Genomic DNA, 26,000 nt, shown 5'->3' on the forward strand with positions numbered 1-26,000 from the left:
CGATTTACGTTATCCGATGTGGCGTACGTCACGCTATGCGTTCCTCGAGATTGGTCGGTGAACGATTGGAGCGGGTCTCGGACGCGCTGCTGGATAGGGCCCCGTGGGAGGCCGGATCCCGCTACCTTCGGGGAGTATGACCGAGGTGACGACGTACCGCTATGTCCGTTTCGCGCTGTGCTGTCTGCTCGCCGGGCTGGCGATCTCGGTGGGTGCCCAGACGATCTCGAGCGGCGAGTGGGAGACCTCCATCTCGTCCTACTACTACACCCCGGCGGGCCCGGTCTTCACCGCGGTGCTGTGTGCGCTCGGGGTGTGTCTGGTGGTGCTGCGGGGCTATACCGACGCGGAGGACACCGCACTCAACCTCGCTGGACTCTCGGCGCCGATGGTCGGCTTCGTGCCGACCCCGGAGATCGGGGAGCAGATCGACAAGGCGGCCATCGTCAACAACGCCTGGAGCTACCTGGCGGTGATGGCGATCGGCTGGGTGGTCGTGCTGATCTTCGGGCTCCGCAAGCGTGCCGCCGCCGGCGCCTGGCCGTCGCGCTGGGGCGCCGTCGGGCTGGTATCGGTCGCGGCGGCATGGGTCGTCGGGGTGGGCTGGCTGCTGATCGACCAGGAGAGCTTCGCGACGAAGGCGCACGGGCTCGCGGCCCTGTTCACCTTCACGCCGTTCGCGCTGGCGGTCGTGCTCAACACCGACTGGGGTGTGCGGAAGGTCGCGCGTGAGGCCGACAAGGCGCGGACACGGCTGGACAAGACCTACTGGGCGCTCGTCGTGGCGATGGTGGTGCTGCTCGCGGCCGGCGTCGTGCTGGGCCTGACCGGCTGGAGGTACTGGCTGCTGGCAACCGAGATCTCGCTGCTGGTCTGCTTCACGATCTTCTGGATCATCCAGAGCTTCGACCTGATCGACCCGAGGCGCGACGCGCTCACGACGCGTCCCCGCGACCCGCTCACCGGAAGTCGATGAGCAGGTCGTCGTCGCCGTTCTCGGGATCGGTGATGACGCGGGGGAGGCGTACGGCGGTGTCGGTGCGCTTGGCCAGCGGCACCTTCGGCTCCGGCTCCTCGTCGGTCTCGACAGTCTGCTTGATCTGCGCCTGCGGCAGCACCTGCGTACGCCAGGCGCGGCAGTTGTAGGGCAGCTGCATGCCGTCCATGCCGCGGCCGTAGTCGTCGTAGAAGGCGAGCACCTCGTTCCGCTTCTGCTGCTGGGCCTCCGGCCGGAGGGTGGCTATGTTGGAGCGCGACTGGACCAGGTCCTGGATCGAGTGGCGGTCGACGACCTGCCAGTGCCGGAACGTCTGGGCCTCCACCGCGGAGAAGAGCGCGGAGTCGTCGAGGATCGGGGTCGGGTCGAAGCCGCCCTCTGCTGTGAGCCCGGTCTGCTTGCCGATGAGCCTGCCGAGCTTGCGCACCCAGGGGATCCGCTCGTCACGCTCGTTCTGGACCACGGCGAGCCGTCCGCCCGTACGCAGCACCCGGCCGATCTCCGCCAGCGCCCTGGCGTGGTCGAACCAGTGGAACGCCTGGCCGACGACGACCACGTCGTAGAGGCTGTCCCCGGTCGGGATCTGCTCGGCGGTGCCGCTGGTGGCGCGTACGTCCGGGAGCTTCTCGGAGAGGATGTCGAGCATCGCGTCGTCCGGGTCGGTCGCGAAGACGTCGTGGCCGAGCCTCACGAGGATCTCGGTGAGCTTGCCGGTGCCGGCCCCGAGCTCGAGGACCGAGCACGGCTCCTCGCCGACCAGCCACTTCACCGCGTCGACCGGGTAGGACGGGCGCCCGCGGTCATAGCTGTCCGCCACGCTTCCGAAGGAGCGTGCCGGATCGGGGTTGGCTGGGTCCGTCATCGTGGCCAGGGTAACCCCCGCTTAGGCTTCATCGTGTGAAGGATGATCCGCTGGCCCGGTTGGTGTCGCTCGAAGGTGTGGCCTCGGGGTTCGCCGCAGCTCGTGACGGTATCGACGTGATGCTGCGTGACCGGGGCCTGCGGCGTACGTCCCCGGAGACCACCGCCGAGTCGCTGCTGCGCGGTGCGCACGCCTCGGCCGTGCTGGAAGGTTCCTCGTCGTCCTTGGGCGAGGTCCGTGCCTCCGGCGGGGACGCGATCGCGCAGGACGCGGTGCGGCTCTCGACCGAGCTGCTCTCGCTGGTGCCGGTGGTGAAGCATGCGCCGCTGCAGGCGTTCGCGCGGCTGCACGCGCTGGCCGCCGGGGCCTCTCTGGAGGCCGAGGAGCTGGGGCGGCCGCGCTCTGCCGATGCTGCCGAGCGGTTGCGACGTCTCTCCGATCTGCTGCTCGCGCCGACGTCCGCGCCCGCGCTGGTCGTGGCGGCGTTCGTGCACGCCGATCTGGCGACCGCTGCACCGTTCGCGTCCCACAACGGTCTGGTCGCGCGTGCCGCAGAGCGGCTCGTCCTGGTCGCGCGCGGGGTGGACGAGAAGTCGCTGGTCGTGCCCGAGGCCGGCCATCTGGCGCTGCGGGCCGCCTACGAGTCGAACCTGCGCGGCTTCCGTGAGGGTGGCCAGGCCGGGGCGCACTCGTGGCTGCTCTACGCGGCCGAGGCGTACGCCGCCGGGGCCGAGGCCTCGCCGCTGCGCCTGGACGCAGCCGAATAGTCGGGCAAAAGCAGGTGGCACCCGGTGGGTTGTGAGCACCGGGTGCCACCGCTGACACGAGCGTTTCTGGTTACCAAGCGTGCAAGGTCTGGTCACTGCGCCGGGATTTCTCCCCGGCTACAGCACCCCATCAGATGGGTGGATCGCCGCGTGGGTGCCTGTCACTCGTGTACGTCTTGTTACGTCTCTGTTTCTACGCTGATCGGCGGCCAGATTCAAGCCTGGAAATTCTGCGGGATGAGGAGGATGATGCGGCTTCTGCTCGGCTCGGGATCCAGGGCACGTCAGGTGCCGAGGCGACGGCGCTTCGTGCCCGCCCAGATGACCCCGCCGGCGATCGCGACGGCGCCCCCGACGGCCAGCGCGGCCAGGGTCGGCGTGGACGGGGTGAGCACCCGGCTGCGCAGCGCGACCGGCTTGTTGAACACCAGGATGTCCCAGCCGCGCTCCTTGGCGGCCCTACGGAGATCCTTGTCGGGATTGACCGCGAACGCGTGACCGACCTCCTCCAGCATGGGGAGGTCGGTGACGGAGTCGGAGTAGGCGTACGACTGCTCGAGGTCGTAGCCGAAGCGCTCGGCCAGCTGCTGGACCGCGCGGGCCTTCTCCTCGCGGTAGGCGTACAGCGCGATCTCGCCGGTGTAGCGGCCGTCCTCGATCTCCATCTGGGTGGCGACGACGTGGTCGGCGCCGAGCATCGCGCCGATCGGCTCGACCAGCTCGGTGCCGGAGGCGGAGACGATGATGACGTCGTGCCCCTGGGCGTGGTGCTGCTCGATGAGCTGCACGGCCTCCTCGTAGACGAGCGGGTCGACCACGTTGTGGAGGGTGTCGGCGACGATCTCCTTGACGGTCGCCACGTCCCAGCCGGTGACCATCTCGGAGAGCGCCTTGCGCATCTTCTCCATCTGGTCGTGGTCGGCACCGCCGACGACGTAGACGAACTGCGTGTAGGCCGAGCGGATCATGGCCGCGCGGGTGATCAGGCCGCCGGCCTGGAACTGCTTGGAGAACGCAAGCGTGCTCGACCTCGCGATGATCGTCTTGTCGAGATCGAAGAACGCAGCGATGCGTGTCATGGGCACATCGTAGACGCCCGCTGGGCGGGCCGATCGCCATCCACAGGGCGGGTTCGGGACGGAGTTATCCACAGGTGCCGGATTTGCGGGTGGAATCGTCGGTGTCCCGGCGGATCCTGCTGTCATGACCTCGGAACCTCTCGTCATCACCTCGGACTCGTTGCTGGCCGCTGAGGCGGCACGTCTGGCCGCCGCCTCCGGTGTCACCGTCGAGGAGTGCACCGATGCCGTCGGCGCACTGCGCCGATGGCAACGTCCACCACTGATCCTCGTCGGCGCCGATCTCTTGGCGGAGGTGGCGTCGTTGCGCCCACCTCGTCGGGACGGGGTCTATGTCGTGGGTTGGGGTTCGACCGGGGAGCCGCTGCTGCGAGCCGCGCTGGAGATCGGCGCGGAGACGCTGCTGGAGCTGCCCTCGGCCGAGGCCGCCGTCGCCGGGCTGATCGCCGACGTCGGTGACGGCGAAGGTGGTGCAGGTCTGGTCGTCGGCGTGATGGCCGGATCGGGCGGCGCTGGGGCGACGACGTACGCCGCGGCCCTGGCCAGCCTGGGAGCCGACCGCGGAACGACGCTGCTGATCGATGCCGACCGGCTCGGCCCCGGAGTCGGGCGGGTCCTCGGGCTCGAGGAGATCCCCGGGGTGACCTGGGGCGACCTCGGGCAGACCGCCGGGCGACTCGGTGCGCGGGCGTTGCGTGAGGCGGTGCCACATGTCGGGTCGCTGGGCCTGCTGGGCTGGCCGGGCGGCGACGCGGTGCCGCCGAAGCCGGAGGTGGTGTGCGAGGTGCTCGCCGCCGCTCGCCGTGGTCATGACTTGGTCGTGGTCGACCTGCCACGCGAGTCGGACGCCGGGGCGGAGGCGCTGCTGACCGGCTGCGACATCGTCCTCGTCGTCGTGCGGGCGAACGTCACCGGCACGGCCTCCGCCGCCCGCCTGGTCTCACGGCTTCCCGAGCGGGATCGGGTGCGGGTCGTCGTCCGCGGTCGCGCGGCCGAACCGGAGGCCGTCGGGCGTGCGCTCGGGCTGCCGGTGATCGCGTCCATGTCCGACCAGCGTGGGCTCTCGGAGGCCATCGACCTGGGCCTGGGACCGATCCGCTCGAGGCGGGCGCCGCTGGCCCGTGCCGCGGCCGAGGTGCTGATGCGCTGCCGGCTCCGCGCGGGAGTGATGGCGGCATGATCGGCGCCGTCGACATCGCGCCCCAGGTCGTCGACCTGGTCCGCGACCACCTGGCGCGTACGCCGGGAGAGCTCACCCCGCACCGGGTTCAGGAGGCGCTCCGCACGGAGGGGCGGATCGTCGGTGACGCGACCGTGCTGGCCGTCTTCGAGATGCTGCGCCGCGACGTGGTCGGCGCGGGGCCGCTGGAGCCGCTGCTGCGGTTGCCGGGGGTGACCGACGTCCTCGTCAACGGGCCCGATCAGGTCTTCATCGACCGTGGTGCAGGCCTGGAGCCCGCTCCGGTCGCGTTCCCTGACGACGATGCGGTTCGGCGGCTGGCGCAGCGGCTGGCGGCCGGGGCCGGCCGCCGCCTGGACGACGCCTCGCCCTACGTCGACCTGAGGCTGGGCGACGGCAGCCGGTTCCACGCGGTGCTCGCGCCGCTGGCGCGACCCGGCACGGTGATCTCGCTGCGGGTGCCTTCGGCGCGGGCGTTCACGCTCTCCGAACTGGAGGCTTCGGGGATGGTCGTTCCCGATGTGGCCGATCTGTTGCGGCGGCTGGTGCTGGCGCGGTCGGCGTTCCTCGTCTCCGGGGGCACCGGCACCGGGAAGACGACCCTGCTGGCGTCGCTGCTGTCCTTGGTGCCGCCGCAGGAACGACTGGTGCTGGTGGAGGACGCCTCCGAGCTGCGCCCGGACCATCCTCACGTGGTCGGCCTCGAGGCGCGTCCGGCCAACATCGAGGCCGCCGGTGCGGTCGAGCTCCATACGTTGGTCCGCCAGGCCCTCAGGATGCGGCCGGACCGGCTGGTCGTGGGGGAGGTGCGTGGCGCCGAGGTCGTCGACCTCCTCGCCGCGTTGAACACCGGCCACGAGGGCGGCTGCGGCACGCTGCACGCCAACTCCGCCGCCGATGTCCCGGCGCGGGTGGAGGCGCTGGCGCTCGCCGCCGGTCTTGGCCGGGAGGCGGCGCACAGCCAGTTCGCGTCCGGTGTGGACGTGGTCGTGCACCTGCGGCGACGTGACGGCCGTCGGCTGCTGACCGAGATCGCGGTCCCGCTCCGCGGAGCCGACGGGCTGGTCCGGATGGAGACCGCCTTCTCGGTGGCCGCCGATGACGGCGTGATCGCCGGACCGGGCTCGGATCGACTCGAAGCGCTGCTGGGAGCCGACCGGTGAACGGGCTGAGTCTCGGGCTGGTCGCCTGCCTGCTCGGTGGTGCCACCGCGCTGATGCTGCGCCCACGAGCCGCGGTCGGGTCACGGTCGCGTGCGTGGCGGGTGCCGCGGTGGTCGTTCCTCCTGGTCGCCCTGGTCCCCATCGTCTTCCCGGGCAAGGCGGTCGTTGCGGCTGTCTTGCTCGGGATCGCCACCTTCGGTGGCATCGCCCTGTGGCGGCGGCGCTGCGAGCGGATCGCGGCGGGGCGTACGGCCGACCGCGTCGTCGAGGCCTGCGAGCAGATGGCCGCCGAGCTCGCCGCCGGTCATCCGCCCGGCCCCGCGTTGACGCAGCTCGCCGCGGAGTGGCCGGTGATCGAGCCGGTCGCTGAGGCGCAGCGGATGGGCTCCGACGTCCCCGCCGCGTGGCGGCAGGTCGCCGAGGTTCCCGGGGCCGGAGCGCTCCGCGTGGTCGCCGCTGCCTGGCAGATCGCCCACCAGACCGGGAGCGGTCTCGCGGACGCGCTCGACCGGGTGGCGCTCGACCTGCGGGCGGCCGCCGCCACCCAGCGGGTCGTCGACGGCGAGCTCGGATCGGCCCGCTCCACCGCCCGTCTGATCGCGGGCCTGCCGGTGGCCGCCCTGGCGATGGGCAGCGGTGTCGGCGGCGACCCGCTCGAGTTCCTCTTCGGCTCGCCGGTGGGCCTGGCCTGCCTCGGTCTCGGACTGCTGCTCGGCTGGTCGGGGCTGTGGTGGATCGAGGGCATCGCGCGCGGGGTCGAGGCGAGATGAGCATCTGGGTCGCTGCCGTCGCGCTCGGGCTGGCAGCGGCGCTGCTTCCTGCACCCGTCTCACCCCTTCCGGACCGGGTCGCGGCCGTCGTGGATCGGGGTGAGCCCGACGGCTGGATGATGCGCTGGCGGCCGTTGCTGGCGCTGCTCGCCGCCGGTGCCGTCTACTCCTTCGTCGGAGGCACGGCGGGTGCGGTTTTCGCCGCTCCTGCGGGGGTCGTCTGCTGGCTGGTCATCAGCCGCGTCGAGCCCACCGAGGTCCGGCGGGAGCGAGAGGCTGCGAAGGCCGAGATGCCTGCCCTGGTACATCTGCTCTCCGCCGCGCTCGCCTCTGGTGCGGCGCCGGCCGAGGCGCTGGTGGCGGTCGCGGCAGCGCTGCCCGGGCCGGCTGCGGCCCGACTCCTGCCCGCGGCTTCACGGCTTCGTCTGGGAGCCGATCCGGAGAAGACGTGGCGCACCCTGGTGGATGATCCTGCGCTGGCGCCGTTGGGCCGGGCTCTGGCCCGGGCGCAGGCCACCGGCGCCCCGGTCGCCATCACGGTCGAGCGCCTTGCCGACGACCTGACCAGAAATGCCCGCGCCGAGGTCGAGGACCGCGCCCGCGCGGTCGGCGTCAAGGCCGCCGTCCCGCTCGGTATCTGCCTCCTCCCCGCCTTCCTGCTGCTGGGCGTCGTCCCCGTCGTCGGCGGCCTCCTCTCCAACCTCGGTATCTGACCCACTGCCGAGGCGTCACCCGCGTCGGTCGAGTTGGCAGCTCGGTGCCCACTCGACCGACGTACGTGACGTCTCGGCGGCTCGTTTTCCCTGATCAACGGGCCGTTTGTCATCCACAGGGTGGGTTCGGGATCGGGTTCTCCACAGCCGATGACATGACGGTCGCGAATGTCGGTGGAGCGGGACATCGTCGTCCTTGAACGGCCGTACCGACGGCCATCGACCAGAGAGGACCAATCATGGCCAAGGCACATCTTCGGAAGAACGAGAAGGGGATCACGACGGCTGAGTACGCCGTCGGCACAGCAGCCGGCGCGGGGCTCGCCGGCCTGCTCTACAAGCTGCTCACCGGTGGCTTCGGCAACGACCTGCTCAACAGGCTGTTCCAGCACGTGCTCGGCCTTCTGGGGATCTGAGCCGTGGTCTGCGGGCAGCGGGGCGAGCGAGGCGCGGCCACTGCGGAGCTGGTGATGGTGATCCCGCTTCTGGTGGCCGTGACCATCGGTCTGGTGTGGTTGCTGTCGGTGGGCGCAGCGCAGATCCAGGTGGTCGACGCTGCTCGGGAGACCGCACGGGCTGTCGCCCGAGGGGACGACACTGGCTCCGCCGCCGCCCGCGGACGTCGGGTCGGGCCCGCGGGCACGCAGGTGAGTGTCAGCGCCGGCGCCGAGGAGGTCGTCGCCTCGGCTCACGCTCGGGTGACCGGGCCCGGTGGGATCTTCAGCTGGATGCCGGGTGTGACCGTGCGCGGCGAGGCGGTCGCTGCGACCGAGACGGTGCAGGAGGAGCGGTGAGCGCGGTCCGGGCGGGCAAGGACGAGCGCGGGTCGGCCGCCCCGTTCGCGATCGGTGCGATCGGCCTGCTGCTCTTCGTCGGTGCCGCGCTGGGTGTGGTGGGCGCGGTCTTCGTCGCCCACCGCACCGCCCAGTCCGCGGCCGATCTGGCGGCGTTGGCGGGAGCCGATGCGCTTCAGGTCTCCGAGGATGCCTGTGCGGCAGCGACGAGGATCACCGATCGCAACGGCGCCGTGCTGGAGTCGTGCGAGATCGCCGGGGAGGACGTCACCGTCACGGTGCGGGTCGAAGGACCCCGCTGGCTCGGTCAACCGGGGGATCCGGTTGCCGAGGCGAGGGCCGGCCCGACGGGGCCAGGGTCGGACTAGACGTCCTCGGGCTTGGTCTGAGGCGTGGGCTCAGGCTTGATCTCAGTGGTGGGCTCGGGCTTGGCCTCGGCATCCTGCAGCGTCTTGGTCAGGCTCCGCAGCTGGCGCTTGTCCTTCATGTACTTCATCTGGTGCTTGCCGCCCCACTTGGTGAGCGAGAGGCCGAAGAGGAGAAGGACGCCGGCGACGAGGCCGATCACGAAGATCGTGGTCGAGCCGACCGGGAGACCGAGCAGAGTGGCGGTCGGGTCGTCGAGATCACCGTTACCGGTGGTGAAGAGACCCAGAACGATGAGGACTGCGGCAACGACGATCAGCACAAGGCCCAAGATCAACATTTCCCCAGGGTAGGCCTATTTCTGCAGCAGCAGCCGCAACAACACGATCGCGCCTTGCTTGTCGAGAGGGTTGTTCTGGTTGCCGCACTTGGGCGACTGCACGCAGGAGGGGCAGCCGTCGTCGCACTCGCATGCCTCGATGGTCTCCAGTGTGGCGCCGAGCCACTCCCGGGCGGCACGGAACCCTCGCTCGGAGAATCCGGCGCCGCCGGGATGTCCGTCATAGACGAAGACGGTGAGCATGCCGGTGTCCGGGTGGGACGCGGTGCTGACGCCGCCGATGTCCCAGCGGTCACAGGTCGCGATCAGCGGGAGCAGCCCGATCGAGCAGTGCTCGGCGGCATGGGCGGCACCCGGGATGTCCGCGTTCTCCAGGCCGGCCGCCTCGAGGGCCGAGGCGGGCACGGTCCACCAGACCGCGGAGGTGCGCAACGTACGTTCGGGGAGGTCGAGGAGCTCCTCGCCCAGCACCTCGCCGCTCGGCTGTCGCCGGCGCAGGAAGGAGACGACCTGGTGGCTGACGTCGACGTCGCCGTACGCCAGGCGGCACTCACCCCAGGCGACCTGCTCCCGCTCGGCGACGATCGAGATCTCGGTGATCTCCCGGGCGGAGGTGGAGTAGCCGGGGTCGTCGCGGGAGATGACCGCGACGTTCTCGTCCAGGTCGAGCTCGTGCACGAGATAGGTCTCGCCGCGGTGGACGTAGACGGCGCCGGCATGTGCGCTCGCGTGTGAGCTCGCCGCGTCGACGGTGCCGACGACCCGGCCGGTCTCGGCCTCGATCAGCTGCACCTGAGACCCACCCGAGGAGCGGATGTCGGCGAGGTCGGCCGCGCGCCGACGGTCGGTCCAGTACCAGCCGCGAGGCCGCTTGCGTAGCAGCCCGGAGGCGACCAGGTTGTCCAGGATCTCCCGGGCACCCGGTCCGAAGAGCGGCAGGTCGGCCTCGGTCAGCGGCAGCTCCTGTGCTGCGGCGCAGAGATGGGGGCCGACGACGTACGGGTTCGCGGGGTCGAAGACGGTGGCCTCGACCGGCTGGCCGAGAAGCGCATCCGGATGGGTGACGAGGTAGGTGTCCAGCGGGTCGTCGCGGGCGACCAGGATGCCGAGCGCGTCGCCCGCTCCCCGCCCGGCCCGGCCGATCTGCTGCCAGAATGCCGAGCGCCTGCCCGGGTAGCCGGCCAGCACGACGGCGTCCAGACCGCTGATGTCGATGCCGAGCTCGAGCGCGTTCGTCGCCGCCAGCCCGAGCAGCTCACCGGAGCGGAGCGACGCCTCGATCGACCGGCGCTCCTCGGGCAGATAGCCACCGCGGTAGGACGCCACCCGCCCGGGCAGCGAGGGATCGACCTCGGCCAGCTCGGCGGCCGCGGTCAGAGCGACCTGCTCGGCGCCGACCCGGGAGCGTACGAAGGCCAAGGTGCGTACGTCCGAGGAGACCAGGTCCGCCAGCAGGTCGGCCGTCTCGGCAGAGGCCGCCCGGCGCACGGGAGCGCCGTTCTCGCCGGCGTGCGTCGTCAACGGAGGCTGCCACAGGGCGATCGAGAGCTCTCCGCGCGGCGACGAGTCGGCGGTCACCGGAAGAACCGGAAGGCCGGTGAGCCGCTCGCCCGCGATCGACGGCTCCGCGACGGTCGCCGAGGCGAGGACGAACGTCGGCGACGAGCCGTAGAGCGCACAGATCCGCCGCAGCCGCCGCAGCACGTGCGAGACGTGCGCCCCGAAGACGCCGCGGTAGTGATGGCACTCGTCGATGACGACGTAGCGCAGCGAGCGGAAGTAGGCCGCCCACCGCTGGTGACCGGGGAGCAGCGATCGGTGCAGCATGTCGGGGTTGGTCAGGATGTATTCGCCGAAGTCGCGGGCCCAGTCCCGCTGCTCCCGGGTGCTGTCGCCGTCGTGGGTCACCGCGCGCACGTCGACGCCCAGCTCGCGCAGCCCGGTCAGCTGGTCCTGGGCGAGCGCCTTGGTGGGTGCGAGATAGAGGACGCCGGCGCCGCGTTCGCCACGTGGACCACGTCCGTCTCGGATCGCGGTCAGCGCGGGCAGCTGATAGGCCAGCGACTTCCCGGAGGCGGTGCCGGTCGAGACGATCACGTGACTGCCCTCGTGGGCGGCCTCGGCGGCCACCGCCTGATGCTGCCAAGGACGCTCGATCCCGCGAGCGGCGAAGGCGGCGACCACATCGGTCGAAGCCCACGCCGGCCAGTCGGCGAAGACGGCCTCCCGAGGTGGAACCTGCTCGAGATGAGCGAGCCGGTCCTCGCGCCCCGGGACGTGAGCGAGCCGGCGTACGAGATCACCGGTCGCTGTCGTCAACACCTGGACATTCTCCCAGAATCCTGGTGGCCGCCACGCTCGCGGCCCCGCATCGTGGCCATGACGTTGCGAGTTTCTTACGCGCATCCTGGTGAGCCGTGGTTACATTACGATCGACTCCGGGTATCGGACACCAGGCAGGCCGACCGGAGCTGGTTGTCTCACGTTCCTTGGCAGGAGAACTTCGAAGTGGATCTGACGCTTGCGACTCGCGAGCTCGACTCGGCCACCATCGTGGCCGTGGGCGGCGAGATCGACGTCTATACCGCGCCGAAGCTGAGGGACAAGATCACCGAGCTCGTCGCCCGGGGCCACTACGACATCGTGGTCGACCTCGAAGCCGTGGAGTTCCTCGACTCGACCGGCCTCGGCGTCCTGGTGGGCGGCCTGAAGAAGGTGCGCCAGCACAACGGCATGCTCCGCCTGGTCTGCACCCAGGAACGGCTGCTCAAGATCTTCCGGATCACCGGTCTGGCCAAGGTCTTCGACATCCATGCCAGCGCCGAGGGCGCGGCAGCGGGCTGACCCAGGCAGGCCATAGGCTCCAGGTGTGAGTGACCTCCCGCACCGGCTCCGTGACGCCCTCCAGCACGCAGACTTCTCCTACGACTCCGTCGCCGATCTGCTCGGCCCGACCGCGCACAGCGCGCTGAGCCGCAACGAGACGCTGCCCGGCCGGCGGCGCACTCACGGAGGCTCGCCGCTGGAGACGCTCATCCGGCTCTTCCTGCTGCAGACGACCGTGTCCCTGGACCACGCCGAGGCAGCTCTGCCCGGACTCGTCGACCGGCTCGCCGTCGAGGGCATCCTGGAGCAGTCGGTCGGCGAGGTGGCGGCCCGCCTCGACGTACGTCCGTACGCCACCGATGACACCTCCCTCTGGGTCGTCTCCGACCTCACGCCGGGGCTCGACGGCGGACCGCAACGCGTCGGCCCCGAGCACGTGCTCGGCATCAGCCCCGCCTCGACCTCCCTGGCGCAGTTGACCATCCGCGACCAGGTCGGCAGAGCTCTCGATCTCGGCACCGGGTGCGGGGTGCAAGCCCTTCACCTCGCCACCCACAGCGACCGGGTGGTCGCGACCGACGTCAACCAGCGAGCCCTGTGGATCACCACGTTCAACGCCGCCCTCAACGACGTGGCGGACCGGATCGACGTACGCAACGGGTCGTTCTTCGAGCCCGTCGCCGGTGAGCGCTTCGACCTGATCGCCACCAACCCGCCGTTCGTGATCAGCCCGGCAACCGGTGAGCGCCTCGTCTACCGTGACTCCGGGCTCCCCGGCGACCGGGTGGTCGAGGACATCGTCCGGGCGGCTCCCGGCATGCTCACCGAGGGCGGCTGGTGTCAGATCCTGGGCAACTGGATCATCTCCGAGGACCAGCCCTGGGACGACCGCCTCGAGGGCTGGCTCGGGGACGACGTCGACGCGTTCGTGGTCCAGCGTGAGGTGCTCGACCCCGCCGCGTACGTCGAGCTGTGGCTCAAGGACTCCGGCCACCACGGCGCGCAGGACTACCTGACCCGCTACGACACCTGGCTGTCCTGGTTCGAGGAGCAGAAGATCGAGGGCGTCGGGTTCGGCTGGATCAACCTGCATCGCCGAGGCGGCACCCAAGGCAGCCCGAAGCGCGAGCTCCTCGAGTGGCCCTACGACGTCGAGCAGCCGATCGCCCCGGCGCTCGCGGCGTGGGGCGACGCAGCCCGCGTCGAGGTCACCGAGGACTCCACGCTGGTGCTCGTCGAGGACATCCAGCAGGAGACCCTCGGCCAGCCCGGCGCCGAGGACCCCAGCACCGTCATCCTGCGCCAGCAGCGAGGCCTGCGTCGCGCGCGCCAGGCGGACACGATCGAGGCGGCCTTCGCGGGCGCCTGCGACGGTGACCTGACCGTCGGCCAGATCCTCGACGCGCTCGCCCAGATCCTCGACCGCGACCCCGCGGTCGTGCGCAGCAGCTATCTGCCGATCGCCCAGGAGCTGGTCAGCGAGGGGTTCCTCCGTCCCGCGCCAGCGACGCCTGGTCCCGCAGCCTGATCAGGCGGCGGCGCACGCTCGAGACGAGCAGGTCGGGATAGCCCAGCGGCTCGAGATCGGGAAGGTCCCGCATGCCCCACGGCCGCTGCGTCTGCCACGGCCAGAAGCCACGGAGCGCGGCGGCCAGCTGCTTGCCGTGGGCCGAGGGCATCTTCGTCACGCCCAGCCGCTCCTTGAGCTCGGTCGCGGTCACCAGACCACCCGGTCCGGTGAGCCCGTTGGCGCCCAGGATCGTCCACACGATCCCGGCCGCCACCTGAGCCGGCTGCCTGGGCCGGTCGACGACCAGTGGGTCGATCTCCCACAACCGCAGCAGCGCCCGCCGCAACGCGAAGCCCACCTCCTCGACCGGGAAGTCGGCCGCGACCTCGTCTAGCAGCGCGGCCACGGCCTCCAGCTGCGTGCGTCCCGCCGCATCGTCCACGACCGGCAGGTCCAGGCCGTCCTCGACCAGCGGCGCGGCGTCCAGGGCGGTGACCGCCTCGTGGCCGCCGCAGAGCGCGGCCAGCCAGTCCAGGGCCACCTCGTGGTCGGGTCGCGGCGGTGTGTCCGGCTCCGTCCACCGGGGCCGGGTCAGCTCGGCCTCCAGCCGCTCCAGGATCACGTTGGTCCGGGTGAGCAGCTGGGCGCACTCGGAGCAGACCAGGTGCTCCGGGGGTGTGGCCAGACCCTCCATGTAGTCGGTGTATTCGGCGTCGATCATCAGCAGAGACCTCTCGAGTTGGGATGGGTCTCGCCGTCCTCGAGAGCCACCTTAGGGACGAGCACCGACAGTTTTCGGACAGGACCGGATGAGACACCGATTTCGCGCTCTCGCTCCCGAGCGTGCTAGGTATTGTCATCGCGGCGCCCAAGGCAACACGCCATGTTGTCCGAGAGCTCAGTGCCGCATGAACCGCGGTGACTGGACCCATGCCGGCTGGAGACACGCGCTAACGTGTCTCGCCAGAGCTTGTCAGTGGTGCCAGGCTCTGCTGCAGTGAGATAAGGACGTCAGTGGCACACAAGTTGGTGATCGTCGAGTCCCCGGCGAAGGCTCAGAAGATCGGCGGATACCTCGGACAGGGGTATGTCGTCGAGGCATCCGTCGGGCACATCCGCGACCTTCCGCAGAGCGCGGCAGACACCCCCGCCAAGATCAAGGACAAGCCGTGGGGGCGCTTCGGCGTCGATGTCGACAACGGCTTCACCCCTTACTACGTCGTGCCCAGCGACAAGAAGAAGCAGATCGCCAAGCTCAAGTCGCTCCTCAAGGACGCGGACGAGCTCTACCTCGCCACCGATGAGGACCGCGAGGGTGAGGCCATCGCCTGGCACCTTCTCGACGAGCTGAAGCCGAAGAAGGGCATCCCGGTCAAGCGGATGGTCTTCCACGAGATCACCAAGGCCGCGATCCTGGACGCCGCCGAGAACCCGCGCGAGCTCGACATGGACCTCGTCGAGGCCCAGGAGTCGCGCCGCATCCTCGACCGCCTCTACGGCTACGAGATCTCCCCGGTGCTGTGGAAGAAGGTCATGCCCCGGCTGAGCGCCGGGCGCGTCCAGTCGGTCGCCACCAGGCTCGTCGTCGACCGTGAGCGTGAGCGGATCGCCTTCCGCACCGCCTCCTACTGGGACCTCGCCGGCACCTTCGACGCCGGCTCCGACCACGATCCGCGGATGTTCCCGGCCAAGATCACCTCGATCGACGGCAGCCGCGTCGCCCGCGGCACCGACTTCGGCCCCGACGGCCTGCTCAAGAGCGACAAGGTCGTCCACCTCGACCGCACCCGCGCCGAGTCCCTCGTCGCGGGCCTCGAGGGCCAGACCTACGAGGTCCGCTCGGTCGAGTCCAAGCCCTACAAGCGCAGCCCGTACGCCCCCTTCCGCACCACCACGATGCAGCAGGAGGCCAGCCGCAAGCTCGGGATGAGCGCGTCGACCACGATGTCGGTCGCCCAGCGCCTGTACGAGAACGGCTTCATCACCTACATGCGTACCGACTCCACGACCCTGAGCGGAGACGCCGTCAGCGCGGCCCGCGCTCAGGTCAGGGAGCTCTACGGTGCCGAATACCTGCCCGACGCCCCCCGGACGTACGCCTCCAAGGTCAAGAACGCCCAGGAGGCCCACGAGGCGATCCGCCCCGCGGGCGACTCGTTCCGCACCCCGGCTCAGACCGGTCTGACCGGCGACCAGTTCCGCCTCTACGAGCTCATCTGGATGCGCACCGTCGCCTCCCAGATGAAGGACGCGGTCGGCAACTCGGTCGCGATCCGCCTCGGCGCCACGGCGGCCACGGGCGAGGACGTGGTCTTCTCCGCGACCGGCCGCGTGATCACCTTCCACGGCTTCCTGAAGGCGTACGTCGAGGGCACCGACTCCGCCGACCAGACCTCCGACGACCAGCAGACGAGGCTCCCGAACCTCGCCGAGGGCGACCGGGTCAACGCCGCGAGCCTCACCGCGGACGGCCACGAGACCAAGCCGCCTGCTCGATACACCGAGGCGACCCTGGTCCGTGAGCTCGAAGAGCGCGAGATCGGCCGTCCGTCGACCTACGCGAGCATCATCCAGACCATCATCAACCGCGGCTACGTCTTCAAGAAGGGCACCGCGCTGGTTCCCGCGTGGGTCGCGTTCTCGGTGGTCAGGCTGCTCGAGGAGCACTTCCCGCGCCAGATCGATTACCGGTTCACGGCGAGCATGGAGGAGATCCTCGACGAGATCGCCAAGGGCGACAAGGACATGACCACCGAGCTCGGCGAGTTCTACTTCGGCTCCGAGCGGGTCAAGGGCCTCAAGCCGCTGGTCGACGGTCTCGGCGACATCGACGCCCGCGAGCTGGCGACCTTCCCGGTCGGTGGCCCCGAGTCCGGGGTCAACCTCCGGGTCGGCCGCTACGGCCCCTACATCGAGGGCCCGGGCGACGACGGCACCCCGTTCGCGGTGCGTGCCAACGTCCCCGACGACCTGCCGCCCGACGAGCTCACCCTGGAGAAGGCCAAGGAGCTCTTCGCGAACCCGGCCGGCGAGGAGCTGAACCTCGGCGTCCACCCCGACACCGGGCTCACCGTCGTCGCCAAGAGCGGCCGGTTCGGTCCCTACGTCACCGAGCAGCTCCCCGAGGATGCGAAGAAGGGCGCCAAGCCCCGCACCGCCAGCCTCTTCAAGTCCATGAACCTCCAGACCATCACCCTCGAGGACGCGGTCAAGCTGCTGACCCTTCCCCGGGTCGTCGGCACCGCCGCCGACGGCGAGGAGATCACCGCCCAGAACGGCCGCTACGGGCCGTACCTGAAGAAGGGCACCGACTCCCGCACGCTGAGCTCCGAGGACCAGTTGCTCACGATCACCCTCGAAGAGGCCGAGCAGATCTACGCCCAGCCGAAGCAGCGCGGCCGGGCCGCCGCCAAGCCGCCGCTCAAGGAGCTCGGCCCCGACCCGGTCTCCGGGCAGCCGATGGTCGTCAAGGACGGTCGCTTCGGTCCCTACGTCACCGACGGTGAGTACAACGCCACCCTCCGGGCCGCCGACGACCTGGAGACCCTGACCGCCGAGCGCGCCGCCGAGCTGCTTGCCGACAAGCGCGCCAAGGGTCCGGCGAAGAAGACCACCAAGCGGACGACGAAGAAGACCGCGAAGAAGTCCACGGCGAAGAAGTCCACGGCGAAGAAGAAGTCGACCGCCAAGAAGACGACCAAGAAGGCTGCGACCAAGAAGTCCTGAGGCCGTACGTCGCCGCCCCGACGCTCACGTGACAGAACCCCGCCATGGCGGGGTTCTGTTGTTGTTCGAGGGTTGGGCGAGGAGCATTTTCCCGCCATGGCGGGAAAGTGTCGCCGTCTGACGTCGGAGTGCCCCGCACAACCCCGCCATGGCAGGAATCTGTCAGGCGAGAGCTCCCTGCAACTCTCGCGCCAGCCGGTCGCGTTCGGCCTCGGTCAGCCAGCGGGTTTCGTCGTCGGTGAGGTAGCCGAACACGTTCGGGCCCTGGAGGTCGACCGGCTGGTCGGCCATCCGCGGCACCAGGTGCACGTGAAGATGCTCGAAGCCGTCGGCTTCGGAGAACTGCATGACGTACGTCTTCACGCATCCGGTCACGGCACGCAACGCGGCCGACAGCGATCCGAGCAGCGTGCCCAGCTCCGCGTGTGCGTCAGCGGGTAGCTCGTCGAGAGCGGTGACATGCCGGATCGGCGCGAGAACCAACCAGCCGGGGAGCGTGACGTTGAAGGCATGCCCGACCCGCCAGTGCTGGGTAAGGACGATCGACTCGCGCGGCGGCAGCGACTCGAGGGCGCTGTTGCGGCAGTTGTAGCAGTCCATCGCGAGGCCTCCGTCAGCCGAGCGAACCGACGACCTCGTCGTAGTCCAACCGGTCGGCCGCGATGTAGAAGAGCCGCGCGCCGGGAGCGACGTGGAGGTCCCAGTGCGGGCTGACCTGGATGCCGTCGACGGTGCGGACGGCCAGGAGCGTGGCGCCGTGCGAGCGGCCGAGGGCGGACTGCCAGACGCCGACGGCGACGGTCGCGGCCGAAGGAGGCACCGTGAGCGAGTAGGTGCCCTTGCCGCCGGCGGTGGCGAGCTCCTGGTAGACCTCGGCGATCCCGGGGTCGCTGAGCTCCTCGGCGATCAGCTGGGTGTTGTGCCACTGGACGCAGTGGACGGTGGTGTCGACGCGGAAGATGGTGCGCTGCACCCGAAGATCCCGCAGTGCGACGATGGTGTGCACGGACGGAGCCGCGGTGTTGGCCGCGACGGTGAGCGTGACCGCCTCGTTGTCGTCACGCGGGTCGATCAGCACGCTGTGCGCGCCGGACAGCCCGGTCCGAGCGAGCACGGAGAGGTCGGTGATGTCGCCGCGTACGAAATGCAGGCGGTCCTCCCCGGGCGACGGGTGCTCGGAGAGCTGGTCCTCCCCGGTCGCGAGCACGACCTCGCGGTCGGGCTCGGAGAGCAGTTCTTCCAGGATCCGCTCGGTGCGCCCGGCGGTGTAGCCGAGCAGCACGATGTGGTTGCGTCCGCTGAAGCTGATCTCTCCACGCATGCGGCGTCCTTTGGCGTTCTCGATGATTGCCGAGATCCGGCTGAACAAGATGGCGAGGGTGGTGATGGAGCCGAAGACGACGTACGCCCCGACGAACCGGCCACCGGTGGTCTCCGGAAAGAGATCGCCGTAGCCGACCGTGGTCGCGGTGACCAGGAACCACCACCAGTAGTTGGTCGGGTGCACGATGTCGCTGCCCGGCTGGGCCACCGCCATCGCGATCCAGCCGGTGACGAAGACGAAGCCGATGATCGCGAGCGGGAGCACCCAGGCGTAGTGCCGCGAGGTGCGCCGGACCAGTCGGAGCAGAAAGAACATCAGTAGCCCACCCAGCCCTTGCTGGCGTAGTCCAGGATCGCCGGATCCAGCAGCGTGGTGACCGAGGTCGGCCGCTCGGCGCGGTCCGGCGGGAACGACGCGGCGGCCGCGAGCACGGCGTCGCTGGCGTAGCGGAGTCCGCCCGGAACCTCGTCGTCGAGACCGAGGTCCGGGGCCGAGCCGTCGCGGGAGGCGAGGACATAGCCCCAGTTCCCGAAGGAGGGTACGTCTGCCTGGTAGGGGGTGGTCCGGTAGCCGGCCTCGGTGAGGGTGTGCCGCACCGACCAGAACGCGTCCGGCGCGAAGAACGGGCTGCCGGACTGGACCACCAGACGCCCGGACGGGGCGAGCAGGCGGGAGATCATGCTGTAGTTCTCGACGGAGTAGAGCTTGGCCAGCGCGGTCGAGTCGGGGTCGGGGAAGTCGGCGATGACCACGTCGAACGGCGCCCCCGAGTAGTCGCGCACCCAGGAGAAGGCGTCGTCGGCGACGTACGTCAGCCGGGGATCCTCCAGGGACCCTGCCGTCAGCGACGAGACCGGCTCGAAGGAGCGTGCCAGCGACACCACCGCCGGGTCGAGATCGACCAGCGTCACCGACGAGACCGACTGATAGCGCAGCACCTCCCGCGCCGCGAGCCCGTCGCCGCCACCCAGGATCAGCACCCGCGCATGCGGTCCGTTCATCGCCGGGTGGACGAGCATCTCGTGATAGCGATACTCGTCCAGGGACGAGAACTGCAGGTCACCGTCGAGGAAGAGGCGTACGTCGTCGAACTCCGGCCCCACCGGAGCGCCCCGTGTCACCACGATCTCCTGATAGGGCGAGCGCTCGGAGTGGATGATCGGGTCTCGGTAGAGCGCCTGCCGGGCGTTGAGCTCGAAGGAGTCGGCCGTCACCGCGGTCAGGCCGAGGGCGACCGCGAGCGCGCCACAGACCGCCGTCACCAGCCCGCGTTGCCGGCGGGTGCCTGCCAGCGCCACCCCGACCGTCCAGGCGGCGAGGACGTTGAGGGCGGCCGTCGCCACCGTCCCCACCAGCAGTCCGAGGGTCGGCAGCAGCACGAACGGGAACGCCAGCCCGCCGATGAGCGCGCCGACGTAGTCGACCGCGTTGATGTCGGCGACCGCGAGCGAGGCCTGCTGGCGCCGCAGCCGCTGCAGCAGCTCCATCAGCAGCGGGATCTCGGCGCCCACCAGCGCGCCGATGAGGAACGTCACCAGCAGCATCATCGGGGTGTAGAGATGCAGCCAGGCGAACGCCGCGTAGAGCGCCGGCACCGAGGCGCCGCCGACCGCGGCGAGCGCGATCTCCACGCCCACGAACGAGCGCAGCGGTCGGTTGGTGAGCGGCTTGGCGAGCACGGCGCCGATGCCCATCGCGAACATCGACACCGCGATCACCAGCGAGGTCTGCGCGATCGAGTTGCCGAGCAGATAGCTCCCCAGCGTCACCAGTGCGAGCTCGTAGACGAGCCCGCACGCCGCGCAGACGAACACCGCCGCGAGGACGAGCAGCCGGGCCGCCCGCCCCTCCGGCAGCGCGGACAACGAAGGGAGGGTCAGGCTCACGTGATCGAGGCCGCCACGATCACGCCGACGGCCAGCTGCACCGCGACGGTGACCCAGATCGCCGGGTCGTCCTTGTCATCGGTCATCAGCTCACCGAGCCGGCCCGGGGTGAGCAGGTCGAGGATCACGAACGCGAACGCGAGCAGGGCGATCCCGATGAGACCGTACGCAGCGGTCTCGGCGAGCCCCTGGAGCGTGTCCTCCTCCGCGGTGTAGATCGAGGTGGCCACGATCGTCGCGATCGCGACGACGGAGGAGCCGAGCAGCAGCGCCGGGTCGCGGCGGTGCTCCACGAAGATCAGCTGCCCCAGCTTCCCGGGGGTGAGCAGGTCGATCACGTAGAAGCCGATCACCAGCAGGACCAGCCCGAGGGCGGCGAAGGCGACGGTGGACAGCAGTCCGCTCACAAGGTCAGTCATCGGTTCATCTCCAGTCTGAGGGTGGTCACTTGCCGAATCCGCTGCCGCCGCCGCGGAAGGAGTCGCTGCTGCTGCCGCCGCCGCTGTTGCGGCCGTAGAAGCTGTTCCAGCCCCACAGCCCGATCACCGTGGCGTGGTGGCGGTAGCCACGGTCGTACTCGTAGAGCGTGATCGTCGAGCCCGAGGGCGTACGCGGCTCCACGACGACCAGCCAGTCGTCGTCGTAGCGCAGGTAGTGGCTGGAACCCTCGGCCCGGTTCTCGTCGGCGTCGGTGTCCTTCGCGATCTTGTCGGCGACCGAGCTCACCGCGCCGTCGTCCTCGAAGACGATCCCGGCATCGCTGTCGGGGTCGGAGCCGCTGACGTGGTCGAAGTTCTTCCGCAGGTACTTCTCGGGGCTGTTCCCGTCACCGGACACGGCGATGACGATGATGACGACGAGCGCGACGCACGCCGCGACGATCGCCCAGCCGATCAGCTTGCGGTTCGAGCCCCCGGAGCCGGTGGGTTCAGACACGTGTGACCTCCTCGGGCCGGTAGCTGGTGGTGGTGGCGACGATCTCGCCGGTCTGTGGGTAGGTGTGCCAGGTGCGCCAGGTGATCCGACGGACACCGGCCTCCTCATCGGAGCGGTCCAGGGCCAGCGCGGTCACCGCGTGCGGGTCACCGGGGAAGTGGGCGACGACCGCATCCGTACGCTCGCGCAGCCGCTCCACGAGCCGCGACGCCTGCGTGGCGAGCTCCTCGGGTCCCATCTCCTCCACCTGCGAGGCGAGGCGGTAGCCGCCCGCCGCATGCGTCTCGGGGAGGGGCTCGGCCTCGGCGATCCCGCACGCGATCGTCTCGTGCAGGAGCGGGAGGTCGTGGCGGCGTACGACGACCTGGTGGCTGGCGCCCAGGACGCTCAGCGTCACCATGAGTCCGCTGCTGAGGTCGACCGTCCGAGAGGCCAACGGGGTGCAGGGGATCGGTGCGAGGGTCCAGCGAAGGGTGTCGCCGCGTACGTCCGCGAACGGGACGTCGAGAAGCGTCACGCGTCGTCCAGCGTCGCGGGCCGGTCCGTGGAGGGGTAGACGGTCAGCTCGAACGGCTGCAGCACCTCGCCCAGGGAGGGCTCCCAGTTGCTGCCCCACTTCTCGAAGCCGAGCAGCTTGCCGTCGACCGACTTGTAGTCGGCGTACTCGGCCGTGCCCGAAGGCGCGGTGCCGGTCGCGCCGGTGGCGGTGAAGGCGGCGGAGCCCTTCTCCTGGAGCCGGTAGGCGACACCGCCGACGATGATGTCGCGGTCACCGACGGTGCCCTGCTCGATGTCGCCGAGCGGGATCGCGTGCCACAGCGAGACCTCGAAGCTCTCGTCGTCCTCGATGGAGAGCCACTTCTTGCCCTCGGCGTCGTCGAGCATGTGCTCGGTCCAGCGGTAGCCGTGCTCGTCGAAGTCGATCCGCCCGCGGACGAACCAGTTGTGGCCGAGGTATTCGACGACGTCGCCGTTGCGCACCTGGCGCAGCTGGTCGGAGGCGTGCTTGTGCTGGTCGCCGATGAAGTCGTCGGGCTCCTTCTGCGCCGTCGGCTGCTGCCTGCTCTTCCAGAGCAGGTAGGCCGCGACCGCGAGGGCGGCCAGCAGCAGGACGATCAGGACGTAGATCACCAAAGACTCCTTGGGTCGGCGTGAGGGCGACCCGAACCCTAGCCTGGCGGTGTGCCGTTCGGCAGCCTGAATCGCGGCGGCGCCGGGCGGCGTACGTCTCATGTCGGTGGCACCCCGTAGGTTTGGCTCGTGAACGAGCGTCAGCGAGTGAACCATGAGGTCATCACGCAGCCACGTCCGTATCCTGGCGCTTGCGCTACGGAGGTGGCTGCGTGAGGTTTCCGGGTGTCTACGCAGAGCACGGCGTCTTCGTCTGCTTCGAGGGCGGCGAGGGGTCGGGCAAGTCGACCCAGTCGCGCCTGCTCCACGAGGCCCTGACCGCCCGCGGCCACCGGGTCCTGCTGACCTTCGAGCCGGGCGACACGGCCGTGGGCAAGGACGTACGCCGCATCGTGCTGTCCCCGGAGACCGGCGACCTCGACGACCGCACCGAGGCGCTCCTGTTCGCCGCCGACAAGGCCGAGCACATCGAGTCGATGGTCCGTCCGGCGCTGGAGCGGGGCGAGGTGGTCATCACCGACCGCTACGTCGACTCGATGCTGGCCTACCAGGGCGCCGGCCGGGTGCTGGACGCTGCGCAGCTCGAGGAGGTGGCGCGGTGGGCGACCGCCGACCTGCGGCCCCACCTGACCGTGCTGCTCGACCTGGATCCGACGGCCGGGTTCACCCGGTTCGAGGAGCGCGACCGGATGGAGCAGGAGTCGGTCGAGTTCCACCAACGGGTGCGCTCCGCGTTCGTCGGGCTGGCCGCGCGCAATCCCGACCATTATCTGGTCCTGGACGCCCGTGCTCCGGTCGAGGAGATCCACGCGGCGGTGCTGGCGCGCCTGGAGCCGCTGCTCACCCGGGCGGTGAGCGGATGAACCTCGCCACCGCGTCCGTCTGGGACAACCTCGTCGGTCAGCGCCACGTCATCCCCACGCTCCGGACCGCCGCCGCCGGCCACGGCATGACCCAGTCGTGGCTCTTCACCGGTCCTCCGGGCTCGGGCCGCTCCAACGCCGCGATCGCCTTCGCCGCCGCGCTCCAGTGCCCCGACGGCGGCTGCGGCCAGTGCCACGCGTGCCACACCGTGCTCGCCGGCAGCCACGCCGACGTCAACCTGGTCCGCACCGAGAAGCTGACCCTCGGGGTGGACGAGATCCGCGACCTGGTCCGTCAGTCCGCCCTCTCCCCGGCCGGGAGCCGGTGGCAGATCCTGATCATCGAGGATGCCGACCGGCTCACCGAGCAGGCCAACAACGCGCTGCTCAAGGCGGTCGAGGAGCCCGGCGCCCGCACGGTCTGGATGCTCTGCGCGCCGACCGTGGAGGACGTCCTCCCGACCATCCGGTCCCGATGCCGGCTGGTCACGCTGACCACCCCGACGGTTCCCGACGTGACCGGCTTCCTCCAGCGCACGCTCGGTGTCGACGAGGCGCGTGCGGCCTACGCGGCGCGCGCGAGCCAGGGCCACATCGGCCGGGCCAAGGCGCTGGCCCGCGACGACGACACCCGGCGCCGGCGCGAGCAGGTGGTGGCCTATCCGACCCGGTTGAGCACGCTCGCCGACGCGCTCAGGGCCGCCGGCGAGCTCGCTGCGGTCTCGAAGGAGGAGGCCGACGCGGTCACCGCCGACCTCGACGCACGGGAGAAGGCCGACCTCGACGCGGGCTACGGCGTGGTCGAGCGAGGCCGCCGGCCGCGGGAGTACGGTCCCGCGCTGTCCGCGCTCGAGAAGGACCAGAAGCGCCGGGCCACCCGCCGTCACCGTGACGTGATCGACCGTGGGCTGATGGATCTGGTCTCGGTCTACCGCGACGCGATCACGATGGCCGCCGGCGCACCGGTGACCCTGGTCAACGAGGAGCACCGGCGCGAGATCGAGCAGCTCGTCGCCGCCTCGACCCCCGAGCTCAACCTGCAGCGGATCGCGGCGGTCTTCGAGGCCCGTGAGCAGCTGCTGGAGTTCAACGTGCAGCCCCAGTTGGTGCTGGAAGCGATGATGGTGGCGCTGTTGCCGCCCGGAGGAGATCAGTGAAACTCAACGTAGTGACCGGCGCCGTCGCGCTGACCGCTCTGACCGTCATCACCGCAGGCTGTGGTGCCGGTGGCGGCACCCCCGACGCCGACCAGGTGAGCCCGAGCGCGGCGGCGACCGCGGCCCCGGCCGAGGAGCTGCAGACCTTCTACAGCCAGAAGCTGGACTGGAAGGCGTGCAACGGCGCCTTCGAGTGCGCGACCCTCGAGGTGCCGCTCGACTACTCCGACCCCACCGGCCGCACGATCGAGGTCGCCGTCATCAAGGACCCGGCCAACAAGGAGAAGATCGGCTCGCTGGCGATCAACCCGGGTGGCCCGGGCGGCTCCGGAATCGACTACGCCCTCTACAACAACCAGTCCTTCAGCTCCACCGTCCGCGACTCCTACGACATCGTCGGCTTCGACCCGCGTGGTGTCGGGCAGAGCACCCCGGTCGACTGCCTCGACGACAAGAGCCTGGATGCCTACGTCGCGGTCGACCCCGACCCGGACACCCCCGCCGAGGAGAAGGCCTACGTCGACACCGGCGTCCAGATGGCCAACGGCTGCGCCGCCCAGAAGGACGGCATCTCCGCCCATGTCAGCACCGTCGAGGCGGCGCGGGACATGGACGTACTCCGGGCGGCGCTGGGTGAGGACCAGCTCGACTACTTCGGTGCCTCCTACGGCACCCAGCTCGGCTCGACCTACGCCGAGCTCTACCCCGACCGGGTCGGCCGGTTCGTGCTCGACGGTGCGATCGCCCCCGGGCTGAGCGTCCTCGACGCCAACCTCGCCCAGGCGAAGGGGTTCGAGGTCGCACTCCGTTCCTACGTCGAGAACTGCGTCGACGAGGGCAGCTGCTTCCTCGGTGACTCCGTCGACGACGGCGTCGAGCGCGTCCAGAAGCTGATGGCCGACATCGACGCCGAGCCGCTGCCGGCCGGTGACCGCGAGCTGACCGCCGGCAACGCCCTCTACGGCCTGATCACCCCGCTCTACGTCGAGTCCTACTGGCCCTACCTCACCGACGCCCTCCAGGGGGCGATGAAGGGTGACGGGACCCAGCTGATGAACCTGTCGGACCAGTACGCCGGCCGTGACCCCGACGGCGGCTACATCAACAACACGATGGAGGCCAACTGGGCGATCAACTGCCTCGACGACTCCTCGGGCCTCAGCCCCGAGGACGTACGCAAGCAGCTGCCCGCCTTCGAGGAGGCCGCTCCCACCTTCGGCGCCGCCCTGGCCTGGATGCTCAACGGCTGTGCCGCGGAGAAGTTCAAGGCCACCGAGCCCGAGCCCGAGATCGACGCCGAGGGCTCCAACCCGATCGTCGTCATCGGCACCACCCGCGACCCGGCCACCCCCTACGAGTGGGCCGAGGCCCTCGCCGATGCGCTCGACAACGGCGTACTCGTCTCCCGTGACGGCGACGGCCACACCGGCTACATGCAGGGCAACGGCTGCGTGGACGACGCCGTCAACGACTACCTGGTCGACGGAAAGGTCCCCGACGACGGCCTGGAGTGCTGACGCCGAGACGTCACTGGCGTCGACCGAGTGGGCACCTGCACGACATCTCGACCTACGTAGTTGAACTCTCACATATACCCGATGTGGGTTAGT

Annotated in this window: 27 protein-coding genes; 15 read left to right on the forward strand and 12 right to left on the reverse strand. The window is 70.2% G+C overall.

The window, feature by feature from the left end:
- Nucleotides 1-136 precede the first annotated feature (136 nt).
- Nucleotides 137-976, forward strand: coding sequence for a hypothetical protein (locus ABZ796_RS08235; RefSeq protein WP_357336066.1), 840 nt, complete (start codon nucleotides 137-139; stop codon nucleotides 974-976).
- Here ABZ796_RS08235 and ABZ796_RS08240 read toward each other — a convergent pair.
- On the reverse strand, nucleotides 960-1,859 hold the full coding sequence (locus ABZ796_RS08240) for a class I SAM-dependent methyltransferase (RefSeq protein WP_357336067.1): 900 nt from the start codon (nucleotides 1,857-1,859) through the stop codon (nucleotides 960-962). The genes ABZ796_RS08235 and ABZ796_RS08240 overlap by 17 nt on opposite strands.
- Nucleotides 1,860-1,894: 35 nt before the next feature.
- On the opposite strand from ABZ796_RS08240, the gene ABZ796_RS08245 reads away from it, so the two are divergent.
- Nucleotides 1,895-2,626 carry an oxidoreductase gene (locus ABZ796_RS08245; protein WP_357336069.1) on the forward strand — a complete coding sequence of 244 codons (732 nt, stop codon included), beginning with the start codon at nucleotides 1,895-1,897 and terminating at the stop codon, nucleotides 2,624-2,626.
- Between the two features lie 284 nt (nucleotides 2,627-2,910).
- On the opposite strand, the gene ABZ796_RS08250 is transcribed toward ABZ796_RS08245, so the two are convergent.
- Nucleotides 2,911-3,705, reverse strand: coding sequence for an HAD family hydrolase (locus tag ABZ796_RS08250; RefSeq protein ID WP_357336071.1), 795 nt, complete (start codon nucleotides 3,703-3,705; stop codon nucleotides 2,911-2,913).
- 124 nt (nucleotides 3,706-3,829) lie between these two features.
- Between ABZ796_RS08250 and ssd the strand changes: the two genes are divergently transcribed.
- The 7 genes from ssd (at nucleotide 3,830) to ABZ796_RS08285 (ending at nucleotide 8,693) form a co-directional block, all read left to right on the forward strand.
- Entirely contained in the window at nucleotides 3,830-4,885 is a 1,056-nt protein-coding gene (gene ssd / locus ABZ796_RS08255) for a septum site-determining protein Ssd (RefSeq protein ID WP_357336073.1), read from the forward strand.
- On the forward strand, nucleotides 4,882-6,048 hold the full coding sequence (locus tag ABZ796_RS08260) for a TadA family conjugal transfer-associated ATPase (RefSeq protein ID WP_357336075.1): 1,167 nt from the start codon (nucleotides 4,882-4,884) through the stop codon (nucleotides 6,046-6,048). Before ssd ends, ABZ796_RS08260 begins: the two co-directional genes overlap by 4 nt.
- Nucleotides 6,045-6,818 (forward strand): type II secretion system F family protein, encoded by a 774-nt coding sequence (locus ABZ796_RS08265; RefSeq protein WP_357336077.1) that lies wholly within the window; start codon nucleotides 6,045-6,047, stop codon nucleotides 6,816-6,818. The genes ABZ796_RS08260 and ABZ796_RS08265 overlap by 4 nt, the downstream gene beginning before the upstream one ends.
- A complete protein-coding gene (locus tag ABZ796_RS08270) occupies nucleotides 6,815-7,531 on the forward strand; it encodes a type II secretion system F family protein (RefSeq protein WP_357336078.1) in 717 nt (238 codons plus the stop codon). Before ABZ796_RS08265 ends, ABZ796_RS08270 begins: the two co-directional genes overlap by 4 nt.
- Before the next feature lie 239 nt (nucleotides 7,532-7,770).
- Nucleotides 7,771-7,947: a DUF4244 domain-containing protein gene (locus tag ABZ796_RS08275; RefSeq protein ID WP_165109522.1), complete on the forward strand. Its 177-nt coding sequence runs from the start codon at nucleotides 7,771-7,773 to the stop codon at nucleotides 7,945-7,947.
- 3 nt (nucleotides 7,948-7,950) lie between these two features.
- Complete coding sequence (locus ABZ796_RS08280; protein WP_357336080.1) at nucleotides 7,951-8,325, forward strand: TadE family protein; 375 nt, start codon at nucleotides 7,951-7,953, stop codon at nucleotides 8,323-8,325.
- On the forward strand, nucleotides 8,322-8,693 hold the full coding sequence (locus ABZ796_RS08285) for an Rv3654c family TadE-like protein (protein WP_357336082.1): 372 nt from the start codon (nucleotides 8,322-8,324) through the stop codon (nucleotides 8,691-8,693). The genes ABZ796_RS08280 and ABZ796_RS08285 overlap by 4 nt, the downstream gene beginning before the upstream one ends.
- On the opposite strand, the gene ABZ796_RS08290 is transcribed toward ABZ796_RS08285, so the two are convergent.
- Together ABZ796_RS08290 and ABZ796_RS08295 are read right to left on the reverse strand one after the other, a co-directional pair.
- Nucleotides 8,690-9,031: a hypothetical protein gene (locus ABZ796_RS08290; protein ID WP_357336084.1), complete on the reverse strand. Its 342-nt coding sequence runs from the start codon at nucleotides 9,029-9,031 to the stop codon at nucleotides 8,690-8,692. The two genes, ABZ796_RS08285 and ABZ796_RS08290, sit on opposite strands and share 4 nt — an antisense overlap.
- A gap of 15 nt (nucleotides 9,032-9,046) precedes the next feature.
- A complete protein-coding gene (locus ABZ796_RS08295) occupies nucleotides 9,047-11,353 on the reverse strand; it encodes a DEAD/DEAH box helicase (RefSeq protein ID WP_357336086.1) in 2,307 nt (768 codons plus the stop codon).
- Between the two features lie 186 nt (nucleotides 11,354-11,539).
- Here ABZ796_RS08295 and ABZ796_RS08300 point away from each other — a divergent pair, with 186 nt between their 5' ends.
- Entirely contained in the window at nucleotides 11,540-11,875 is a 336-nt protein-coding gene (locus ABZ796_RS08300) for an anti-sigma factor antagonist (RefSeq protein ID WP_091044749.1), read from the forward strand.
- A 25-nt stretch (nucleotides 11,876-11,900) separates the two neighbouring features.
- Nucleotides 11,901-13,385: a methyltransferase gene (locus ABZ796_RS08305; RefSeq protein WP_357336087.1), complete on the forward strand. Its 1,485-nt coding sequence runs from the start codon at nucleotides 11,901-11,903 to the stop codon at nucleotides 13,383-13,385.
- Here ABZ796_RS08305 and ABZ796_RS08310 read toward each other — a convergent pair.
- Nucleotides 13,333-14,088, reverse strand: a complete 756-nt coding sequence (locus tag ABZ796_RS08310) for a hypothetical protein (protein WP_357336088.1) — start codon at nucleotides 14,086-14,088, stop codon at nucleotides 13,333-13,335. The two genes, ABZ796_RS08305 and ABZ796_RS08310, sit on opposite strands and share 53 nt — an antisense overlap.
- A gap of 293 nt (nucleotides 14,089-14,381) precedes the next feature.
- On the opposite strand from ABZ796_RS08310, the gene topA reads away from it, so the two are divergent.
- A complete protein-coding gene (gene topA / locus ABZ796_RS08315) occupies nucleotides 14,382-17,093 on the forward strand; it encodes a type I DNA topoisomerase (protein ID WP_357336089.1) in 2,712 nt (903 codons plus the stop codon).
- A gap of 162 nt (nucleotides 17,094-17,255) precedes the next feature.
- Here the strand turns inward: topA and ABZ796_RS08320 are convergent, their stop codons facing one another.
- From ABZ796_RS08320 to ABZ796_RS08350, 7 genes are read right to left on the reverse strand one after another with little or no spacing between them, the layout of a single operon-like run.
- Nucleotides 17,256-17,693: an HIT family protein gene (locus ABZ796_RS08320; RefSeq protein WP_357336090.1), complete on the reverse strand. Its 438-nt coding sequence runs from the start codon at nucleotides 17,691-17,693 to the stop codon at nucleotides 17,256-17,258.
- A 13-nt stretch (nucleotides 17,694-17,706) separates the two neighbouring features.
- Complete coding sequence (locus ABZ796_RS08325) at nucleotides 17,707-18,732, reverse strand: ion channel (RefSeq protein WP_357336092.1); 1,026 nt, start codon at nucleotides 18,730-18,732, stop codon at nucleotides 17,707-17,709.
- Nucleotides 18,732-20,303 (reverse strand): polyamine aminopropyltransferase, encoded by a 1,572-nt coding sequence (locus ABZ796_RS08330; protein WP_357336094.1) that lies wholly within the window; start codon nucleotides 20,301-20,303, stop codon nucleotides 18,732-18,734. Before ABZ796_RS08330 ends, ABZ796_RS08325 begins: the two co-directional genes overlap by 1 nt.
- The gene (locus ABZ796_RS08335) at nucleotides 20,300-20,722 is read right to left on the reverse strand and encodes a DUF350 domain-containing protein (protein ID WP_357336095.1); all 423 of its coding nucleotides are present in this window, start codon (nucleotides 20,720-20,722) and stop codon (nucleotides 20,300-20,302) included. Before ABZ796_RS08335 ends, ABZ796_RS08330 begins: the two co-directional genes overlap by 4 nt.
- Nucleotides 20,723-20,747: 25 nt before the next feature.
- Nucleotides 20,748-21,239 carry a DUF4247 domain-containing protein gene (locus ABZ796_RS08340; protein ID WP_357336097.1) on the reverse strand — a complete coding sequence of 164 codons (492 nt, stop codon included), beginning with the start codon at nucleotides 21,237-21,239 and terminating at the stop codon, nucleotides 20,748-20,750.
- Nucleotides 21,232-21,756, reverse strand: coding sequence for a DUF2617 family protein (locus tag ABZ796_RS08345; RefSeq protein WP_357336099.1), 525 nt, complete (start codon nucleotides 21,754-21,756; stop codon nucleotides 21,232-21,234). Before ABZ796_RS08345 ends, ABZ796_RS08340 begins: the two co-directional genes overlap by 8 nt.
- Complete coding sequence (locus ABZ796_RS08350) at nucleotides 21,753-22,370, reverse strand: DUF4178 domain-containing protein (protein WP_357336100.1); 618 nt, start codon at nucleotides 22,368-22,370, stop codon at nucleotides 21,753-21,755. The genes ABZ796_RS08345 and ABZ796_RS08350 overlap by 4 nt, the downstream gene beginning before the upstream one ends.
- A gap of 212 nt (nucleotides 22,371-22,582) precedes the next feature.
- Between ABZ796_RS08350 and tmk the strand changes: the two genes are divergently transcribed.
- From tmk to ABZ796_RS08365, 3 genes are read left to right on the forward strand one after another with little or no spacing between them, the layout of a single operon-like run.
- Entirely contained in the window at nucleotides 22,583-23,233 is a 651-nt protein-coding gene (gene tmk / locus ABZ796_RS08355) for a dTMP kinase (RefSeq protein WP_357336101.1), read from the forward strand.
- Complete coding sequence (locus ABZ796_RS08360; RefSeq protein ID WP_357336102.1) at nucleotides 23,230-24,390, forward strand: DNA polymerase III subunit delta'; 1,161 nt, start codon at nucleotides 23,230-23,232, stop codon at nucleotides 24,388-24,390. The genes tmk and ABZ796_RS08360 overlap by 4 nt, the downstream gene beginning before the upstream one ends.
- Nucleotides 24,387-25,907 (forward strand): alpha/beta hydrolase, encoded by a 1,521-nt coding sequence (locus tag ABZ796_RS08365; protein ID WP_357336104.1) that lies wholly within the window; start codon nucleotides 24,387-24,389, stop codon nucleotides 25,905-25,907. Before ABZ796_RS08360 ends, ABZ796_RS08365 begins: the two co-directional genes overlap by 4 nt.
- Nucleotides 25,908-26,000 lie beyond the last annotated feature (93 nt).

This window comes from Nocardioides sp. NPDC047086 (assembly GCF_040643685.1).
Classification (GTDB): domain Bacteria; phylum Actinomycetota; class Actinomycetes; order Propionibacteriales; family Nocardioidaceae; genus Nocardioides.

Coding starts and splice junctions, on each gene's coding strand:
- ABZ796_RS08235 (WP_357336066.1), top strand. CDS start 137: ATGACCGAGGTGACGACGTACCGCTATGTCCGTTTCGCGCTGTGCTGT.
- ABZ796_RS08240 (WP_357336067.1), bottom strand. CDS start 1,859: ATGACGGACCCAGCCAACCCCGATCCGGCACGCTCCTTCGGAAGCGTG.
- ABZ796_RS08250 (WP_357336071.1), bottom strand. CDS start 3,705: ATGACACGCATCGCTGCGTTCTTCGATCTCGACAAGACGATCATCGCG.
- ssd (WP_357336073.1), top strand. CDS start 3,830: ATGACCTCGGAACCTCTCGTCATCACCTCGGACTCGTTGCTGGCCGCT.
- ABZ796_RS08260 (WP_357336075.1), top strand. CDS start 4,882: ATGATCGGCGCCGTCGACATCGCGCCCCAGGTCGTCGACCTGGTCCGC.
- ABZ796_RS08270 (WP_357336078.1), top strand. CDS start 6,815: ATGAGCATCTGGGTCGCTGCCGTCGCGCTCGGGCTGGCAGCGGCGCTG.
- ABZ796_RS08275 (WP_165109522.1), top strand. CDS start 7,771: ATGGCCAAGGCACATCTTCGGAAGAACGAGAAGGGGATCACGACGGCT.
- ABZ796_RS08290 (WP_357336084.1), bottom strand. CDS start 9,031: ATGTTGATCTTGGGCCTTGTGCTGATCGTCGTTGCCGCAGTCCTCATC.
- ABZ796_RS08310 (WP_357336088.1), bottom strand. CDS start 14,088: ATGATCGACGCCGAATACACCGACTACATGGAGGGTCTGGCCACACCC.
- ABZ796_RS08320 (WP_357336090.1), bottom strand. CDS start 17,693: ATGGACTGCTACAACTGCCGCAACAGCGCCCTCGAGTCGCTGCCGCCG.
- ABZ796_RS08325 (WP_357336092.1), bottom strand. CDS start 18,732: ATGTTCTTTCTGCTCCGACTGGTCCGGCGCACCTCGCGGCACTACGCC.
- ABZ796_RS08335 (WP_357336095.1), bottom strand. CDS start 20,722: ATGACTGACCTTGTGAGCGGACTGCTGTCCACCGTCGCCTTCGCCGCC.
- ABZ796_RS08360 (WP_357336102.1), top strand. CDS start 23,230: ATGAACCTCGCCACCGCGTCCGTCTGGGACAACCTCGTCGGTCAGCGC.